This is a genomic window from Evansella cellulosilytica DSM 2522, assembly GCF_000177235.2.
Taxonomy (GTDB): Bacteria; Bacillota; Bacilli; order Bacillales; family Salisediminibacteriaceae; genus Evansella; species Evansella cellulosilytica.
Genome location: NC_014829.1, coordinates 1,424,286 through 1,442,886 on the forward strand (window position 1 = coordinate 1,424,286; position 18,601 = coordinate 1,442,886).

The 18,601-nt window shown below is 37.7% G+C and carries 19 protein-coding genes and 1 other annotated feature; of the genes, 18 read left to right on the plus strand and 1 reads right to left on the minus strand.

Annotated features, from left to right (window positions below; all coding sequences use genetic code 11):
* Positions 1-18 precede the first annotated feature (18 nt).
* From BCELL_RS06405 to BCELL_RS06490, 18 genes are all read left to right on the plus strand, one after another.
* Positions 19-663, plus strand: a complete 645-nt coding sequence (locus tag BCELL_RS06405; protein WP_013487866.1) for a lysozyme inhibitor LprI family protein — start codon at positions 19-21, stop codon at positions 661-663.
* A gap of 119 nt (positions 664-782) precedes the next feature.
* The gene (locus BCELL_RS06410; RefSeq protein WP_013487867.1) at positions 783-1,343 is read left to right on the plus strand and encodes a histidine phosphatase family protein; all 561 of its coding nucleotides are present in this window, start codon (positions 783-785) and stop codon (positions 1,341-1,343) included.
* A gap of 67 nt (positions 1,344-1,410) precedes the next feature.
* Complete coding sequence (locus tag BCELL_RS06415; RefSeq protein WP_013487868.1) at positions 1,411-1,884, plus strand: DinB family protein; 474 nt, start codon at positions 1,411-1,413, stop codon at positions 1,882-1,884.
* 413 nt (positions 1,885-2,297) lie between these two features.
* Positions 2,298-2,510: a binding site (T-box leader), on the plus strand.
* 199 nt (positions 2,511-2,709) lie between these two features.
* Complete coding sequence (gene proS, locus BCELL_RS06425) at positions 2,710-4,146, plus strand: proline--tRNA ligase (protein WP_013487869.1); 1,437 nt, start codon at positions 2,710-2,712, stop codon at positions 4,144-4,146.
* Between the two features lie 494 nt (positions 4,147-4,640).
* The gene (locus BCELL_RS06430) at positions 4,641-5,456 is read left to right on the plus strand and encodes a GNAT family N-acetyltransferase (protein WP_041808685.1); all 816 of its coding nucleotides are present in this window, start codon (positions 4,641-4,643) and stop codon (positions 5,454-5,456) included.
* A 34-nt stretch (positions 5,457-5,490) separates the two neighbouring features.
* Positions 5,491-6,018: a GNAT family N-acetyltransferase gene (locus BCELL_RS06435; RefSeq protein ID WP_013487871.1), complete on the plus strand. Its 528-nt coding sequence runs from the start codon at positions 5,491-5,493 to the stop codon at positions 6,016-6,018.
* Between the two features lie 248 nt (positions 6,019-6,266).
* Positions 6,267-6,629, plus strand: coding sequence for a putative zinc-binding protein (locus BCELL_RS06440; RefSeq protein ID WP_013487872.1), 363 nt, complete (start codon positions 6,267-6,269; stop codon positions 6,627-6,629).
* Between the two features lie 239 nt (positions 6,630-6,868).
* The gene (locus BCELL_RS21535; protein WP_013487873.1) at positions 6,869-8,323 is read left to right on the plus strand and encodes an OmpA family protein; all 1,455 of its coding nucleotides are present in this window, start codon (positions 6,869-6,871) and stop codon (positions 8,321-8,323) included.
* A gap of 154 nt (positions 8,324-8,477) precedes the next feature.
* Positions 8,478-9,179, plus strand: coding sequence for a DUF421 domain-containing protein (locus BCELL_RS06450; RefSeq protein WP_013487874.1), 702 nt, complete (start codon positions 8,478-8,480; stop codon positions 9,177-9,179).
* A gap of 247 nt (positions 9,180-9,426) precedes the next feature.
* Positions 9,427-9,921, plus strand: coding sequence for a hypothetical protein (locus tag BCELL_RS06455; protein WP_013487875.1), 495 nt, complete (start codon positions 9,427-9,429; stop codon positions 9,919-9,921).
* Between the two features lie 243 nt (positions 9,922-10,164).
* Positions 10,165-11,439: a phytoene desaturase family protein gene (locus BCELL_RS06460; RefSeq protein ID WP_013487876.1), complete on the plus strand. Its 1,275-nt coding sequence runs from the start codon at positions 10,165-10,167 to the stop codon at positions 11,437-11,439.
* Position 11,440: 1 nt separating this feature from the next.
* Entirely contained in the window at positions 11,441-12,328 is an 888-nt protein-coding gene (locus BCELL_RS06465) for an RNA polymerase sigma-70 factor (protein WP_013487877.1), read from the plus strand.
* Positions 12,329-12,462: 134 nt separating this feature from the next.
* Positions 12,463-12,891 carry a peroxiredoxin-like family protein gene (locus BCELL_RS06470; RefSeq protein ID WP_280966593.1) on the plus strand — a complete coding sequence of 143 codons (429 nt, stop codon included), beginning with the start codon at positions 12,463-12,465 and terminating at the stop codon, positions 12,889-12,891.
* 351 nt (positions 12,892-13,242) lie between these two features.
* Positions 13,243-14,673, plus strand: a complete 1,431-nt coding sequence (locus BCELL_RS06475) for an MDR family MFS transporter (RefSeq protein ID WP_013487879.1) — start codon at positions 13,243-13,245, stop codon at positions 14,671-14,673.
* Between the two features lie 186 nt (positions 14,674-14,859).
* A complete protein-coding gene (locus BCELL_RS22885; RefSeq protein WP_013487880.1) occupies positions 14,860-15,036 on the plus strand; it encodes an SE1832 family protein in 177 nt (58 codons plus the stop codon).
* 401 nt (positions 15,037-15,437) lie between these two features.
* Positions 15,438-16,160 (plus strand): DUF5058 family protein, encoded by a 723-nt coding sequence (locus BCELL_RS06480; RefSeq protein WP_013487881.1) that lies wholly within the window; start codon positions 15,438-15,440, stop codon positions 16,158-16,160.
* Positions 16,160-16,861 carry a hypothetical protein gene (locus BCELL_RS06485; protein ID WP_013487882.1) on the plus strand — a complete coding sequence of 234 codons (702 nt, stop codon included), beginning with the start codon at positions 16,160-16,162 and terminating at the stop codon, positions 16,859-16,861. The genes BCELL_RS06480 and BCELL_RS06485 overlap by 1 nt, the downstream gene beginning before the upstream one ends.
* Positions 16,848-18,173 (plus strand): M20/M25/M40 family metallo-hydrolase, encoded by a 1,326-nt coding sequence (locus BCELL_RS06490; protein WP_013487883.1) that lies wholly within the window; start codon positions 16,848-16,850, stop codon positions 18,171-18,173. Before BCELL_RS06485 ends, BCELL_RS06490 begins: the two co-directional genes overlap by 14 nt.
* On the opposite strand, the gene BCELL_RS22475 is transcribed toward BCELL_RS06490, so the two are convergent.
* Complete coding sequence (locus BCELL_RS22475; RefSeq protein ID WP_013487884.1) at positions 18,141-18,359, minus strand: hypothetical protein; 219 nt, start codon at positions 18,357-18,359, stop codon at positions 18,141-18,143. The two genes, BCELL_RS06490 and BCELL_RS22475, sit on opposite strands and share 33 nt — an antisense overlap.
* Between the last annotated feature and the right edge of the window lie 242 nt (positions 18,360-18,601).

Genomic DNA, 18,601 nt, shown 5'->3' on the forward strand with positions numbered 1-18,601 from the left:
TCGAGAGGCGGATTATTTATGACAAATAATAAAAAGATTTTTATGGCGAGCATTACTTCACTATTACTATTAGCAGCATGTGCAAACTCATCAAACGAATCAAGTGTTATGTTGGAGAATGAGTCACAAAATAAGCAAGAAACAGAAGACAGAAATGATGCTGATTCTCATGAAGGTTCCACAGAGAGTAACCATGACATCAATAAAACCCAGAACAATGATACAGAAAGTAATGAAACGAATAATAAAGAAGATACAGCGACTTCAAGTAATTTGCCTGATGATCCATCTCATAACATTACTGAAGTAAATATGAAGGAAAAATATATGAATAAATTAGATGATACGAGAAAAGAAACAGAAGAATTAGAAGCAGTTGACTCCTCAACATACGCTTTAAAAGAAGTTGAAAATACTAGATGGGATATTTGGGATCAATTGCTGAATGAAATTTATGGAGTTATACAGGAACAATTGACAGTAGAAGAAATGGACCAATTAAGAGAAAAACAACGGAGCTGGATAAAATATAGAGATGATCGTGCATTAGAAGCATCGGAAATATATAAGGGGGGAACGCAGGAACATTTAGAATATGTTTCTGTGTTGGCAAATCTTACAGAAGAAAGATGCTATGAACTAGTAGAAGGTTATATGAAATAATTTGCACGAATTATGAGATTAATTATTAAAAAAGGGAGTAATCTATTCGTTTTTTTAAGCTTAAGAAAACTAAGCGAGTGTGTAATAACAGGTAGTAGTTCCACGAACGGAGTTGAGGTATGGAAATATCATTGATAAGACATGGAAAATCACAACTTAATGAAAATGATAAAATAACTTGCTTGGAATTTAAAAAATGGGTAGAAAAATATGATTGTAATGGTGTGTGTGTAGAGTCAACATACCCCTCCGATACAGTAAGTAAAGTAAAAAGTGCAAAAAAAATTATTACTAGCGACATGAATAGAGCTGTTCATTCAGCCAAATTATTAAGTCCCGAAGCAATACTCATATCAGAATCTCTATTTCGAGAGGCTGAGTTACCTACTGCCTTTAAAAAATTTGGTGTGAAATTACGTCCAACGAATTGGGCTATCATCTTAAGATTATTATGGTTTTTAGGTTATTCTAACGAATGCGAGTCTTTGAGTAATGCGAAGTTAAGAGCGAAAAAAGCCTCACAAAAATTAATTGAATATGCAGAAGAACATCAAAAGGTAGCTTTAGTGGGACATGGATTTTTTAATATGTTAGTTGCCAAAGAATTACGGAAAAAAGGTTTGAAAGGAAAAAAGAGGACGGGTTCAAAGCATTGGAGTTGTACAACATACTCTTTATAATGAACTAGTTAATGAGAGTTCAAATTCTTACTTATTGTTAAAAGTCCAAAATATGAGGGGGATTCTTTTGATACACTTTTTTGAGTATAACTGGCAAGTGAGAGACGAATGGTTCGATTGGTGTAAACAACTTTCAAATGAAGAGCTGTTAAAAGACCGAACTGGCGGAGTTGGAAGTATATTATATACCCTTTTTCACATTATTGATGTTGAATACAGTTGGGTGCGAGGGATACAAGGTAAAGAAGATATCGTTTTTGAGTTTGCTGATTACGATACACTTGAAAGGGTTATGTCTCTGTCTGATAGATTTCGGAATGAACTAACAGATTTTTTGATTAATAATCTTGAAGAAATGAAGGGGGAAGTTGTGAGCGTAGCATGGGACGAAGAGCAATATACTGCTGATGAAATATTACATCACATCATTGCACATGAAATTCACCACGTTGGCCAACTCTCTGTTTGGGCAAGAGAATTACAGAAATCGCCAGTACCTTCTCATTTTGTTGGGAGAAAGTTAAAGTCGATTTTTTCTTAGAATGATAAAGGTTTCGATGAGAAAATTTGACAAGTGTGTGTACATACTGACTCCTTATTTACCCCCTATGAATAAAAAACTGGTAAAGATCAAACTGATTTCTTTTCAATTGACTGGAAAGGAGGCTACTGATGGATAAGTATGTTTTAAAAGAAGCTGCTATAAAATTTAATGTGGATGTGTCTTCGTTTAGATTAATTGGATAAGAGGGACGGTTCTCGTTCGCCAATTTTTTAATAACCAATGGCTGATATGTTTCATGGTACAAGACATACTCCTATTATCTACGGGACAGTTTTCGAAATGCACGAACACTAAGCAAATCAAATGAATTAATTCTTCATGTCACTGTTTTTTCTATAGTTGTTGAGATTCACTTAACAATCTGATATATTCATTTATAAATAAATACACATTAATCAATGAAGTGACCAAGTAAATAAGAATTGTGAGACAGAAAATATAGCGTTTGCTGAGAGCTATATCACCTCTTCTTATTGAACCCTACCACAGAGATGTTAGTTAAAACTAACCGAGTAGTTTCGTTACAAACGTTTAGAGGACATAGTATTTTTTATGTCGAACTAAGGTGGTACCACGTCTATTAGCATAAAGACGTCCTTTTTGGACTCTTTATGCTTTTTTTAATAAGTTTGCTGTGGAAATGATACCATGCGTAGCAGGACATCACTCACTACTACTTTAAAGAGAGGTGGCATCATTTCTACACCACTTCTAAGAAAAAACAAAAAACGAGTTTCACCAATCTCGTTTTTTGTTTTTCTTATCATCATTAACTCAATTATTAAGGGAGGATCCGCCTTCATGTCTCAAAAAAGAGAAGATTTTTCAAAATGGTATATTGATACGATTCAAAAAGCAGATTTATTGGATTACACGCCAGTCCGCGGTTGTATTGCATTTAAGCCGGATGGCTATGAATTATGGGAACATATTAAAGAGGAGATGGATAGCCGCTTTAAAGAAACTGGTCACCGCAATGCTTACTTTCCGATGCTAATACCAGAGACTTTCTTCCAAAAGGAAAAAGATCATATTGAAGGATTCTCACCAGAGCTTCCTTGGGTAACGGAAGCTGCAGGAGAAAAGCTAGAAGAACGTTTAGCACTCCGTCCAACTTCAGAAACAATGATTGGACATTTGTATTCAAAGTGGATTAAAAGTTATCGGGACCTTCCTGTTTTAATTAATCAATGGGCAAATGTATTCCGTTGGGAAAAGAAAACTCTTCCTTTCATTCGTACGTCTGAGTTTTTATGGCAAGAAGGTCACACTGCTCATGTGGATGAAGAAGATGCACGTAAGGAAACAATGCAAATGCTTAATATTTATAAAGAAGTCGTAGAAGGATTACTAGCCATTCCAGTCTATGATGGGGAAAAAACACCATCTGAGCGCTTTGCTGGTGCGGTGGATACTTATTCCATTGAAGCGATGATGAAAGATGGAAAAGCTGTGCAAGCAGGGACATCGCACTACCTTGGTACAAAATTTGCGGAAGCATTCGATATAAAATATTTAACTAGAGAAAATAAACATGAAAATGTGCATACGACCTCTTGGGGAACATCGACACGTTTAATCGGTTCGGTTATTATGGTGCATGGTGACGAACAAGGACTTGTTTTACCTCCAAGAATTGCGCCGACTCAAGTGGTGTTGATTCCAGTTGGTCCATGGAAGAAGAACCCAGCAATAATTGATAAGTTGGATGAAATATTTGTCGCTCTAAAAGTGAAAGGAATTCGAGTACGACTTGATGATTCTGACCAATCACCAGGTTATAAATTCAATGAATGGGAGTTAAAAGGTGTTCCAGTCCGTATTGAACTTGGACCACGTGATTTAGAAGGTAATCAAGTGATGATGAAGGCCCGTGATGAAAGAGAAAAATTAGTCGTATCTTTAGACACGGTTGTGGAATCCATTGAAAAAGAATTGAATACAATGCAAACGCGTCTATTTGAAAAAGCAAAAGCTTTTCTAGCAGAAAATTCCCATACACACTTGGATACAATAGACCAATTAAATCAACATTTAGCAGATGCTGAGAAAAAGGGTCACATTCCTGGATGGGTATTAGCCGGGTGGTGTGGAGACGATGCTTGTGAAACAAACGTAAAAGATAAAACAAAATTTACAACACGTAACATACCATTCAACCCACCGCAAACAAAACATACTTGCATTAATTGTGGAAATGAAGCAAAACACACAGTTTGGTTTGCACGAGCATATTGATTAACTAATGTTAAGGATAAGGGGGACCCGTTCGAGACTGCTGAAAAAGTAGAAATCTTGATATTTTATTGTATTAATATTCAATATATCTAATTATAGAAAAGGTTGATGAGACCGGAGCAAGCGAGGTAAGTGTCTCTTCCTCTACGAGCATATGCTTTGAAGCGTATCCGTCGAGACAACTCGAAGCATTAGCGACGAAGCGACGCTCGTTCCTGAGGGAGAAAAGGCAGGGGTGAGACTACGTTAGATGCAAAGCATCAAGGAGGCTCACCAGCCGCCCGCGGAAAGCGAGTTTGCACAGATCTCATCAACTTCTATATTCAAATAACCTTATATTTATTAGCCTATACTTAAAGGATAAGTACTTTTTCACTGGTTCCGGACCCGTTCTCGTTTGCCAATTTTTAAAATAACCAAGTCTGTTATGTGAACCTTGCAAACGAGAACCGTCCCTTCTTGCCATTCTTGCCATTATGGAGGGGGAGATTACGATTAGTTTAGTTGTGAATCAAGAATTAGCCGAGAGGTTGGAAAATGCAGAAATTGATACTGTTAAATCAAGATTGACAGAAATGCAGAAAATGGATGGCAATCCGATGGAAGTTGACATTCAACATTTCGGGAATGCAACAGCGTTTTCGGTGAAAAACATTCCTGGTCCGTCTTATAATACGGTAAAAGGTTTAAAAGCTGGTGATGAAGATCAAGTAGAAAAGGTAATAGATTTTTACAAGAAAAAAGAGATCCCTGTACGCTTTGAATTAACACCAGCACATACCTCTACAAAACTCCTTAGCTATCTTAGTGATGCTGGCTTTTATCATCATGACTTTCATTCAACGCTTTATGCTCCAATTTTGAATTTCCGCCAAAATAATAAGGAGTTAAAAGAAAAAATAACGATTCGCAAGTTAGAAAGACACGAGTTTGATATTTTTGCAGATATTTATATTAATAGTTTTCAAATGCCACAATTCTTGAAAAATGCCGTTGCACAAAATAATGAAGTGCTTTGTAATCATAAAAATTGGATGTTTTATCTCGCAAGCTATGATGGTGAGCCTGCAGGAATCGGTGTCTTACACATTGATCATGGAGTAGCAACTTTAGCTGCTGCGGCAACGATACCTGGTTTAAGGAATAAAGGCATTCAGAGTGACCTGATTAAGCAACGCATCCTTCAAGCGTACAAACAGCATTGTGATTTAATTGCAGGACATGCAAAGTTCGGATCGACTAGTCAAAACAACATGGAACGAGCTGGGCTGAAAATTGCATATACTAAGGCGATATGGATTGAAAGATAAATACTTTTCTCTAACTAGGAAATGAGGGGTAATGATGAACTTTTTCATTGAAAATCTAGATGATAAAATGGCTAAACAGATTTTAAGTTGGAAATATGAAAAGCCTTATGATTTTTATAATAATGAAGTTAGTGAAGAAGCATTAAATGAGCTGCTCGATGGTTCTTATAAGGCGATAACAACTGATAATGGTGATTTGGTTGGGCCCACTGAAAAAGTGAAAGAACGCCACTTTTTCAGTGCCCTTGATTTGATTGGCTTTTTTTGTATTGGTCAAACAGCGCAAATACCAATAGGACATCAATATGGTGTGTATCGCGAAGATTGTGTAGATATAGGTCTTGGTATGCACCCCGACTATGTCGGAAAGGGATATGGATTTGATTTTTGTACCTATATCATCAAAAATATAAATGAGAATTTTGAGGGAATGGCATTAAGGTTGTCCGTTGCAACGTTTAATAAAAGAGCTATTCATTTATATGAAAAACTAGGTTTTGTAAAGAAGGACAAGTTCAATACTCCTCGAGCGGAATTTATGACAATGATGATGGATAGATGAGCTGCTTATTAATAGAGAATAAAATTAGTAGGGAGGTTGACTCAAAAGGTAAAAAAAATCGATCTATTGAGACAACCTGATAACATTGCGTGGCATAGTTAATGCCAGGACTTTCGAAAGCTTTTTAAACCCAATTTTAAACAAGTAATAAATTTTGAAAAATCAGTTGGTGACGAATATCACTGTAGTATATCTCCTTTTTCTATATAATTGTTTGAATTAATAGAATATTATTCGGGGGGATACTCGTGAGAAAAAAAGATTTGCCTATTGTTTATTCGTGTTCAGGTTGTTCTTCCGCAGCGCAAACTGCCAATTCGGTAGCAATAAAAATGGATAGGGAAAGTATTGCAGAGATGTCATGCATTGCAGGGGTTGGTGGTGATGTGAAGCCGTTAGTTGATACTGCTAAATCAGGCCGTGACATCATTGCAATTGATGGTTGTCCTTTAGCGTGCTGCAAAAATGTGCTTGCTAGACATGACGTAAAGCCAAAGCATCATTTTGATTTATCGCATTTTAAAATACCGAAAAGAAAGGGACAGGATCCAGATCCAACCAATGTTTACCATGCATATGACCAAGTTTTAGCTAACATTTTACAACGATGACGATTAAGTATCATCAAACATATTTTATAAAAATTGGTGGTGAAGCTATACCATCAATTTTTTCGTATGTATGAAAGAGGAAGTGTGGTTGTTGTCTTTGCTATATCAAACGCGGATATATTCTTCCATATGAAAAAATATTAATCTCTTTTTTACCAATTAATAGGATGTTTTGTAAAATTATGATAAATTAAAATATAGTTTTATACGAAAAAAGCTTTGAAAAGGGGGGATAGAAAGTGAGGGTGGTAACGCTTACTTTCTTGTTATGCTTTTTTGCCATCATGTCACTTGCTTGTAGTGATAACACCGAAGGATTGTCCGATGAAGATGAGGGTCAACTGGAGAACTTAGACGTTGATGAAGAGAAAAACGATGAGAAGGAGAAACAAGAGGAAGCGGTCGACGAAAATGATTCGTTAGGTGGGGAGGAGCAACAACGTTCTGGTGACTTTGTCATTGATATGTCTGCTAAGGCACATCTTGAAGATGATGTCATTATTGTTGAGGGGAATAGTAATCTCCTCCCAGGCACGGAGATACACCTCGAAGCCAATACATTAAATGAAATTTCACATAGTATAGCTTTAAGTAGACTAAGAACGGTTGATGAGGTCAAAGAGGATGGATCATTTCACTTTGAAGTGGATCGTCCTGATGTCGATGTTTTTCGTTTGTATGTAATTGTTCCAGGGGATCGACTTAGAGACGACATACTTGAACACTATGGTGAAAATGGTGAAAGGATGGAAGGGGCGCATATTGTAAGGACCGAATCTTCCATTAGAAGAGAGGTTGTAAAAAATGTGCAAATAGAGGCGATCATCTATCTTCAGGAAGATACAACACAATATGCACTGACGTCCCCAGACTTATTTGATCCTCCTGAAGATTATGGAGATACAGAGGTATGGATTGAAGCGGACTTAACAACGGACCATCGCTATGTGTATGTGGATGGGAGATCAAATTTAGTAGAAGGAACAAGGTTACGTACGAATTACTGGCGCCATGTTCCATCATCCTTTGTAGGCATGGCAGAGCATATGCACCCTTATTTTACAACAGTGAGGAAGGATGGTCGATTTAGTGTTGTCATTCCGTATACAACAATTACAGAGGAGAGCTTTGTCATTGTGGAGGCTGGTCCAACGATACAGTCGGAACTACCGACATTAAGCGAGGATGTTTACGGAGAAGACTTTGAGCATATAACAGGTGATATTGTTATTGAAGCAACAGATAATGTAAGGGCTAGAATTGAGGCAAAGCTTTTTTTGGAACCTCCTGAATTGTCAGTGCCAGAAGAGGTTTTCATTACGAAAGATGACGGGGAAACGATGCTCACTTTTCCGGATGATATTTTATTCGATTTTGATCAAAGTAGCTTAAAGGAGGAAGCGAAGGAAGTCATAAAAGAGGTGTTGCCAGCATTAGATTCCTTAAAAGACGGGACTATCATTGAAATTCGTGGACATACAGACAATGAAGGGGATCCAGACTATAATTACATTTTGTCAGAGGAGCGTGCGGAATCTGTCTACAATTTTGTGCGTAATAGTGGTGAATCACTCGATCATATAGAATTTCGAGTAAAGGCTTTTGGAGAAACAGCTCCAATTGCTTCAAACGAAGATGAGGAAGGTCGAGAGCGCAACAGGCGTGTAGAGCTTGTCATTGATCCGAGAGACTAGCGGGATGGTTAACATTAATAACTTTCGTTTTCAATAAAAATAAAGATGTAGTGATAAAGCTGTTGAATAGGGATCGTTCGATGAAGTATTGATGTAGATGGAAGTGGCAATAATCCTTAGTAGCTTATGAGCTTTACTCAAAGGAGAGTATAAGATGGATATATTAGATCTGCTATTAAGGACGTTTATAACGTTTGCTGTATTGTTTACTTTAATGAGGATGCTTGGAAGACAAGAAGTGAGCCAGATGACTTTCTTTAATTTTGTGTCAGCTATTGCGATTGGTTCCATTGCCGCCAACCTTGTCGTTGATCAGGACACATCAATTATAAACGGTATGATTGCATTGGTTGGGTGGAGTGCTTTTTCTCTTGCAGTGGAATATATTAATATTAAATTTAAAAAATCACGAAGGCTACTAGAGGGAGAACCGATCATTGTGATCAAAGACGGTAAAATAATGGAGAAGTCGTTACGGGCAACGAAATTAGATATTGATAATTTGCTTTCGATGCTCAGGCAAAAAAATGTTTTTTCTGTAAAAGATGTAGACTACGCTATTTTTGAAACAAGCGGCAAAATATCGGTTATGAAAAAAGAAGAGGAACAACTCCTTACAAAGGGTGATATGAATATTCCCCAGAAAATAATGAAGGTATATCCTATTCCGACCGAAGTCATATCCGATGGGGTCGTCAATACAAAAAATCTGTCACGGTTAAACCTCAATCGAGCGTGGCTAACATCGCAACTTTATCAAGCAGGTGTGACTTCCATTTCTGACGTTTTTTATGCGGAAGTACAGCAAGATGGCACACTATACATCGATAAAAAACAAGACGCAATGAAAAACTAAAACGGCTAATGGGGACGGACCTTGTTTGCCGTCTTCTCGGTCCAACTTCCTATAGATAATGAGCGAGGGAATTGAGCGAGGGGGATCTCAATCAAAACCTAAAATTCGTATTTATAGTGCTGCTTTTTGGATGGTTCTATAATAGAATCTAGGCCTCACGCCCCCTTACTGTTTTTTGAAAGCTAATTTATAATAAAAAAAGGTGATAAACAAAAACGTCACCGCCATTTTTCTGGAAGTGATTAATATGAAGACAATAATCTTAACAGTCGTAGCCGTATATACTATAATTTTTCTCCTCATTGTTGCATTTATACACTGTCAAAATAAAAGAGAGCAAGAAGAAAGAAAGATGAATCTGTTTCTTTTGTTCATCGTTTCAGGCATTCTTTCCTTAGCTCCAACCTCCGTAATTGTTATTATTCTATTTGCGATACTAGGCTCCGCCAACATTGTAGATATGGTGTTTTCCTTAGATTTAAGCATGAATCAACTGATTAAGGTTACTATTTTTATATTAATCTACTTATTTACACTTGATAGTCTCATAGAAAAAGTAGTACACATTATGACAAGGAAAAACGTTGTTTCACACATTCTTGTTATGCTTTTCCGTACATTTGTATTCTTTTTCATTGGGATCTTCATTGGTATAAGTCAAATAAATAGCCTTGTTATATCGATAGGAATCTCCTTCATCATCTTGATGCTTGAGGCGATGTACCACTATCGAAAAGGCTAATGGGGACGGACCTTGTTTGCCGGATCACCGCTCATGCAATCGCAAACCTATTGACCTAAAAGCCTCGAGACTTATTACATAGATGTTTATATTGGATGAAAGCGAACCTTTGCATTTTTATAATGGACTTGGCAACTAAGAACCGTCCCCTTTTGCCTGAAGTTTAATTAAATCTTTGCATTTTGTCACAGAAAGCTTCTTTACCTCGTCATATTGATGAATCAGTATAAGGAGGTAAGTTTTATGATTAAGAAATGGGACGTTGTCATTGTTGGGGGAGGTCTTGCTGGCTATGTTGCTGCAAATTACTTAGGGAGGAAAGGAGTGTCTGTTCTACTATTAGAGAAGTCTTCTCAAGTTGGGGGAAGGGCAAGAACGGTTAAGATCAAACAGAATTTTTTTAATATAGGTCCACATGCTTTTTATAGTAAAGGACAGGGAAGAGAGATTCTTGAGGAGTTGAAAGTAAAGCTCGTTGGGAAATCACCAAGTAGACGTTGCACTCTTGTAAATAATGATCAGTTTTATGATGCTCCGTTTTCCCCTATCAGTATACTGAATACGAAACTATTAAATTGGCATGAGCGTTTTGAATGGATTAATTGCCTGTTAAAAATTAATAGAGATATCCCTATAGAATTAGAGAAAATAAACTTCCAACAATGGGTTGAGCAAACGGCCTCATCTGAAAGTGTAAGGTCATTACTTTATACTTTAGGCAGGTTGGCCACTTACTGTCACGCACCAAGCGATACAGCTGCAAAAGTGATTGTAGCTCAAATGAAGCTCGCTATGAAAGGGACCCTTTATTTAGATGGAGGATGGCAAACGATCATAGATCAACTCCATCAGCAGGCTGTTCTTTTAGGTGTCCAGATACAAACGACAGCAACAGTCACAGAAATTAATTTCCGAGGGATGCAGGCTGGTTTTCATATTTTGTTGGCAGATGGTAAAGAAATTCAGGGAGAAAATATGATCTACACTGCTGAACCTAACAAACTAAATACTTTGCTGAAGCAAGCTCCTACTAAAAAGAATACCTTCTATGATCGTGTTATGCCTGTAACGGCAGCAACGTTAGATGTTGCTCTAACGAATCTCCCTCATCCTAAACAGATATTTTCCATGGGAATAGAGGATGCTCTTTACTTCTCAGTCCATTCCGCCTCAGCTAGGCTTTCTGATCAAGGTAATCATATCATTCACGTTTTAAAATATTTATCTCCTGATGTGAATATAAATAGCAAAGAGATTAAAAGTGAGCTAGAAAGTTTTTTAGATAAAATTCAGCCTGGTTGGCAGGAATATAAGGTTAATAGCCGTTTCTTACCGCAGCTCATTGTAAATCAGCGTTTGCCAAAGATAGGAGATGAAAAGAAGCTAGAATCCACTGGTATACCTGGATTGTTCCTTGCAGGAGATTGGGCTTCCGCTGATTGGATCTTATCAGAAGGTGCAATTAGAAGTGGGAAAAGAGCAGCAATGGAAATCGTTCAAAGGAAAGGGAGGAGGTAATATGAAATTTAGTAATGAAGAATACAAAAAATTGCAGCCATTGCTATTTTCTATAGGTTATCGACTTCTAGGCTCCGTGAAAGATGCAGAAGATGCCGTTCAAGAAGTTTTTTTACGTGGGTATGAAATGGACGGGGATGGTGTTGAAAACAAAAAAGCTTATCTTTGTAAGATGATGACAAATCGCTGTCTCGATATTATAAAATCAGCGCAATATAAACGGGAACAATACATTGGTCCATGGTTGCCAGAACCACTCGTAACAGGGGAAGGAGGAGATATGGATCCAGCAGAAATGCTCATTGAAAAAGAAGGATTGAGTATTAGTTATCTACGAATGATGGAAAACTTAGTGCCTCATGAACGGGCAGTTCTTTTGTTAAGAGAGGCGTTTCGTTTCTCTTATGCGGAAATTGCTAGTTTTGTAGATAAGCGAGAAGATTATTGCAGGCAGTTATATAGACGCGCGAAAAAAAAGCTTTCTGCAGTAGAAAAAGAAAGTTTAGATTTTGAGCGGAATAAAACAATGGTCCAACGTTTCATTTCGGCCTTTCAATCAGAAAATATTGAGGAGCTATTGGGACTTCTTTCTGAGGAAGTAACGCTTTACTCAGATGGTGGTGGGAAAGTGAAGGCAGCTGTGCGCCCAATTATATCTCGAAACCGTGTGTTATCTTTCATAAAGGGAGTGATGAATCAAACAACAGAAAAAGTATCGGTATTCATTAGAGAAGTGAATTATCAGCCTGCTATTGTATTTTTTTTAAACGGTAAGTTGCATAGTGTTGTTAGTTTTTATATATGCAAGGAAACGATTAAGGAAATATATTTAATTATGAACCCAGACAAGCTGCCATTGAAAAAATTTATGTTGGAAGGAGGTTTCTAACAATGAACTATTTTTTTGAAACTGAAAAAGAGAATGAACACGTATCTTTATCTGATTTGCATGCAGAGAAACCAATCTTATTAGTGTTATTGAGGCATACTGGTTGACCAATTTGTAGAGATTTTCTCGCGCAGTTGCGTGAGCATAAAGCGGATGTTCAGAATATGGGAGTCGACATCGTTGCTGTTATACCTGCGGGTTCGCAGCACATTAGAGACTTTCTACATGTGTTTGGCCCTTACCCATTTCAAATTTTTGGAGATCCAAATCGTCATTCTTATAAGGGACTTCGTCTTAAACGAGTTTCTATAGGTAAATCGACGAAACTCATATCGAATTATCTCTTTTCAGGGAGGTTTAGGGAGATATTCCCAAAGGAAAAGGAACAAATGAAGATTGTTAGGCAAGCGATGATGAAACAAGACGTGTACCAGCTAGGGGGCACGTGGTTATTGGACACAACAGGTGAGGTGCTTTGGGAGCATGTCGATTCAGATCCTTCAGATCATGCTTCTATATCGATGGTTTTAACTAAGTTAAGTGAATGTTTAAAACTGGAATAGAGGATGATGGGGACGGTTCTTGTTTGCCGAAAACCAACTCCTACAGAAACTTAAACATATAACCGTTAGCGTACGTAACGTTAACGGTCTTTTAATTCTATAGATTGTTACCTTAAGTTTGTGTTTTATATACAAGAAATTGGCAAACAAGAACCGTCCCTTCTAGCCCTTTTAGCCTTGTTACCCTACATATTTGATTAGTTTTGTTTCAAGGAGTATAATTTACTATTAGTTTTCATTGAATAAAATGATGTCATTTTTACATTATTTCTTCGAATGTCTTCTATTTATCATTTTCTCCATTGCTACTTGTTTTCTTGTTTTATAGATTACTAATTTAGGAGTTTTTTTATGAATAATAATGAAAATTATAGTAAGGTGCTGATTGCAGGGTTATTACTTACTGGCTCTTTTATCGCTGTTTTAAATCAGACGTTAATGATTACTGCTATTCCTCCGCTTATGGCTGAAATGAATATTACAGAGAATACAGCACAATGGTTAACGACAGTGTTTATGCTTGTGATGGGAATTATGGTACCGATTTCCGCGTTTCTGATTGAAAAGTTTACGACACGTCAGCTTTTCATGACAGCGATGGGAGTTTTTACATTGGGGACTGTTCTTGCAGCGGTAGCTACAAACTTTCCGGTTCTTTTATTAGCGCGAATTATACAATCTATCGGTGCTGGTGTGATGATTCCGTTAATGCAAACGGTGTTTTTATTAATTTTTCCGGTAGAACGGCGTGGAGCTGCGATGGGGTATATTGGTCTCGTCATCTCATTTGCGCCAGCTATTGGTCCTGTATTATCTGGTTGGGTAACAACGAATTATGAGTGGCGCTACATGTTTATGGGGATTATTCCTCTAGCCGTGATCATGCTCATTGTCGCTTTTTTTAGCATGAGGAATGTAACGGAGTTAAAAAATCCGAAAGTCGACCCAATTTCGATTATGCTATCTACTTTCGGTTTCGGTGGGCTTCTTTACGGTTTTACGAGTGCAGGGAATAACGGCTGGGGGAGTCCGATGACGATTATCTTCCTTGCCTTAGGTGTAATTACAATTTATTTTTTCGTGAAAAGACAGCTTGGAATGTCTCACCCGATGCTCGAGTTTAGAGTGTTCAAAGCAAAAATGTTTAGACTTTCCACGGTGATTTGTAGTATTGGCTTTTTGGGTCTTATTGGTCTAGAGACTCTTATTCCTCTTTACATGTACAACATGAGAGGGTTTACTGCTGTAGAAGCCGGAATGGTATTACTGCCCGGAGCAATAATAACAGGCTTCATGGCACCAATAACGGGACGTATTTTTGACCGTCTTGGTGCACGAGTGCTAGCGATTCCTGGACTAATTATCATGACGATATCGACTTTTGCGTTTCTCTTCATAGATACTACGACGTCACTCGTATATTTGAGTACGATGTATGCGATCCGCATGTTTGGTTTTTCGATGGTAATGATGCCTGTGAATACAGCAGGATTAAATCAAATTCCGCGTAAGCTCATTCCGCACGGATCAGCGGTGACGAATACGATTAGGCAAATGTCAGCTTCGATAGGAACTGGGTTGCTCGTGACAACGATGACAACAGCTGAAAGAGTGGCCGGCAGGTCGCCAAACATTATTAATCCTGATATTTTCGGTGCGATTATTGCTTTCGGAATGATTGGAGTATTAACCTTAGTGGCATTAATCCTGTCATTTAAAGTAAAACGGACATCACCACCAACAGATGAAGAGTGGGAATTATCGGTTAAAGAGTCCGGCTAAGTTGGCTGGCTAAAGGGGACGGTTCTGGCTTGCCAGAACCGTCCCGAATTTCAGGCGTTCACTCATAACATAACTGGTTATTACTGAATGTTAACGTTAAATCGGCTGACGGTCGACTTTTAAAAATAACTTGAAGACAGAAATAGCGCGATCAACACATTTAATTGAAAGAAGAGGGTTGGTAATATGAATAAAAGAGAATTAGAGGATTTAATCATGGAGTTAAAAGATGAATATTTACAACTTCAAAATAACTTAGAAAAGCTAGAGTCGATTAGTGGAAATCTAGCACCATTAGAAAAAAGATTAGCTGAAATTGAAGAAGAGCTAAAAGTGCTTCAAGATAAACGAAATGAAGTATGAGTATATAATTTAAAGGTTTTGTCAAAATAAGTGCTGTGAACGTTTGAGGTTGACTCAAAAGGGCGAATTTTTACCTTTTGTATCAACCTCGTCCCTCATTTCGTTTCTAAGTGTATGCCTTATCATCTCCATCGCAGTCCTTTCTTCCCATCAAATCTCAGTTCGCGTTCGGAATAATTTATCTTCATAGAGCTACATAATAAACCAATCAATTTGGACTAGTCCTCATGCCAACAATCATCCGGCAAACGAGAACCGTCCCTCTTCGCCTCTTTTCACTTATTTATTATCTGAATATAAGAATTTTTGTCAAATTTCCTAACATTCTACCTACTATTTTCGATAACTTTATGATATTGTCTAAAGAATACTATCTTCTGTTTGTGAAGGGAGGTTAAGAGATGATAGAGGTTATGGAAATTGCGAACAGTGGTGTCATTTGGTTTTTTGCTCTATTAATTATTTCTATTGTTATAATACAAGCACTATTGTTTATTAAACTAGCAGCTCATGCAAGCTCTTCAATAAATATGAGTTCAGTAGAGGTGAAGAGTGCGATTAAGACTGGGGCTATTAGTGCAATTGGCCCTTCACTAGCTATTATGGTCATAGCTGTTTCCTTGATTACTATTTTAGGGGATCCGCTAACATTAATGAGAATTGGAATTATCGGATCAGCGCCCATTGAGGCTTTAGGTGCAAGTATTGGTGCAGATGCCTACGGTACAGAGTTAGGCTCTAGTAGTTTTACTGCACAAGCTTTAACGACCGTAGTATGGACCCTTTGTCTCGGAGGTGCAGGAGGACTATTAGTCGTTGCTATTTTCACGAAATCCTTTGGAAAAATTGAAAAAAGAGTAACTTCAAAAAGTAAAAATGGAAACGGAATGATAGTGCTCACAACTGCTGCATTAATTGGCGCATTCAGCTTTTTTGTTAGTGGAGAAATGGTTAAAAGCAACGTCCATACTTTTGTTGCAATTGGTGCTGGCCTCTCCATGGTTGGTATGCTTCAAATAGCAAATAAACGTAATCTCGTCTGGCTCAAGGAATGGTCGTTAGGCATAGCAATTCTCGCTGGATTATTTGTAGGTTACATCATGACTTTGGGAGGGGGATTATAGTGGCTATACAAGACATAACAGAAAAGACAAAACACAATGACGGTATGGAAAAATTTCATGCTCAAGCCCACTTTTGGGGACGGTTAACACTTGGAATGGTCATTATTCTTTCTATCTTATTGCCCCTGTATCTTTCCTTTGTTCTAGGCTATCATCCAGGCTGGGGACCAATTATTTCTGCATATGTTGCCTATGCGATGCTGATGGGACTTGCATGGACGATGGAGCCGGTATTGTATTACCCAACATTAGGGGTTTCAGGTACATATTTGGCTTTTCTTACTGGGAATATTTCAAATATGTGTCTTCCCTCTGCTGCAGCGGCACAGAATGCCATTGGTGCTGAGCCTGGTACAAAAAAAGGAGAAATTACTGCGACGTTAGGTATAGGTGCTGCTTCATTAGTAAATATCATGATTTTAATTCCCATTATTTTTGGGGGATCTTATTTACTTTCTATTCTTCCGGAATCAGCCCAAGCCATGCTTCAGTATATTTTGCCCGCGATTTTTGGTGGAATACTTGGCCAGTTTGCGATAAAAAAGCCATTGTATGCTGTAATAGGCATAACGGTAGCCTTGATGATAACGATTCTACCAGTAGGAGCTCTAGAAAACATTTTTGTTAGTATTTTATTGACTGTCCTTATTTGTATATTTTTAGATAAAAAATTAGTGAGGGATAAAAATGGAAAAACATAAACAAATGATCCATGAAAAACCTGAGGTTATTCTTCAAAATCTTATTAGATTCAATACAACTAATCCACCTGGACACGAAAAAGCATGTATAGATTATATTGAATCAATATTAAATGAGTATGGGATAGAATCTACTATCATATCATTAGACCCGAAACGACCGAACCTTATTGCTAGGTTAAAAGGTGAGGGGAATGCTCCACCACTAATGATGTATGGCCATGTAGATGTAGTAACAACAGAGAACCAAAACTGGACTCATCCTCCATTCTCCGGTGAAATAATTGATGGGTACGTCTGGGGACGCGGAGCGCTTGATATGAAAAGCGGAGTAGCCATGATGATTGCGGCTTTCCTTCGAGCGAAAAAAGAAGAGACAAAGTTGCCGGGAGATATTCTTCTCGTCGTCCTAAGTGATGAAGAAAACGGAGGTAATTACGGAGCTAAGTTTTTAGTGGAAGAGCATCCTGAGCTCTTTGAAGGAGTAAAATATGCTTTTGGTGAATTTGGTGGATTCTCAATGGAATTGGATAAAAAACGATTTTATCCAATTATGGTAGCTGAAAAACAGTCTAGTTGGGTAAAGTTAACTATAAAAGGGCAAGGTGGGCACGGGTCAATGCCGGTTCGCGATGGCGCCATGGCCAAGCTGTCTCGTTTACTTGATCGTTTAAACAAGCCCTTACCTGTTCATATTAATCCAGTAGTAAGAGACATGGTGAAGGCTATTGCAAAAGAAATGTCATTGCCGAAAAAAATTGCACTTAAACAGCTCTTGAATCCGAAGAAAACAGAGAGGATACTAAAGCTTCTTGGCCCAAAGGGCAGTTTATTTGAAAGCCTACTCCATCATACTGTTTCACCGACAATCATTAGGGCGAGTGATAAAATAAACGTGATTCCGGGGGAAATTACCGTTGAGGTTGATGGTAGAATACTTCCAGGATTTACAGAAGAGGATTTTGAAAAAGAGTTAACGGCATTGATCAATGATCCGAGTATTAAGATCGAATTTATCCGATCTGATATTGTAAAGACAGAACCAGATATGACATGGTTTAATACACTCGGAACCATTTTAAAGGAAAGCGACAAAAAGGCGAAACCAATACCTTATGTATTACCTGGAGTGACAGACAGCCGCTTCTTCTCCAGCTTAGGAATCCAAACATACGGCTTTACACCTATGAATCTTCCAGCAGACTTTAATTTTACGCAAAGTGTTCATGCAGAAGATGAAAGAATTCCAGTGGAATGCGTTTCCTTCGGGGCAAATGCTCTATTTAAAGCAATTCAACGGATTGGAAATTAGGCGAATGGCTAATGGGGACGGTTCTGGCTTGCCAGAACCGTCCCCATTTCCAATCAATTTGTGAACAAGGCCAATAAAAACAGTTTCATTAACAACAGTATAGGCCAAATAAAGGCGAATGAGAACCGCAGCTAATGTGTCTATTTGTGTTTGGATTTGGCTAACGAGAACCGTCCCCATTAGCATTTGTCGTTCCCATTAATAGTAACTTTTCCCAAGTAAATAGGACTTCTGTATATATAGCAGTTAAATCTTTGACAATGAAAATCTTGATTAGTAGAATGATATTTAGCTAAACTAAATAAACATTATATTTTCTTTATTAATGTCTAACTTCTCATGTTAGAGTAATTTTAAGCGCTTTCCTGATAGATTATCAGATGCTAGTATATGATTGCGCTCCCCTATAAGTTAGTTCATCGATTTTT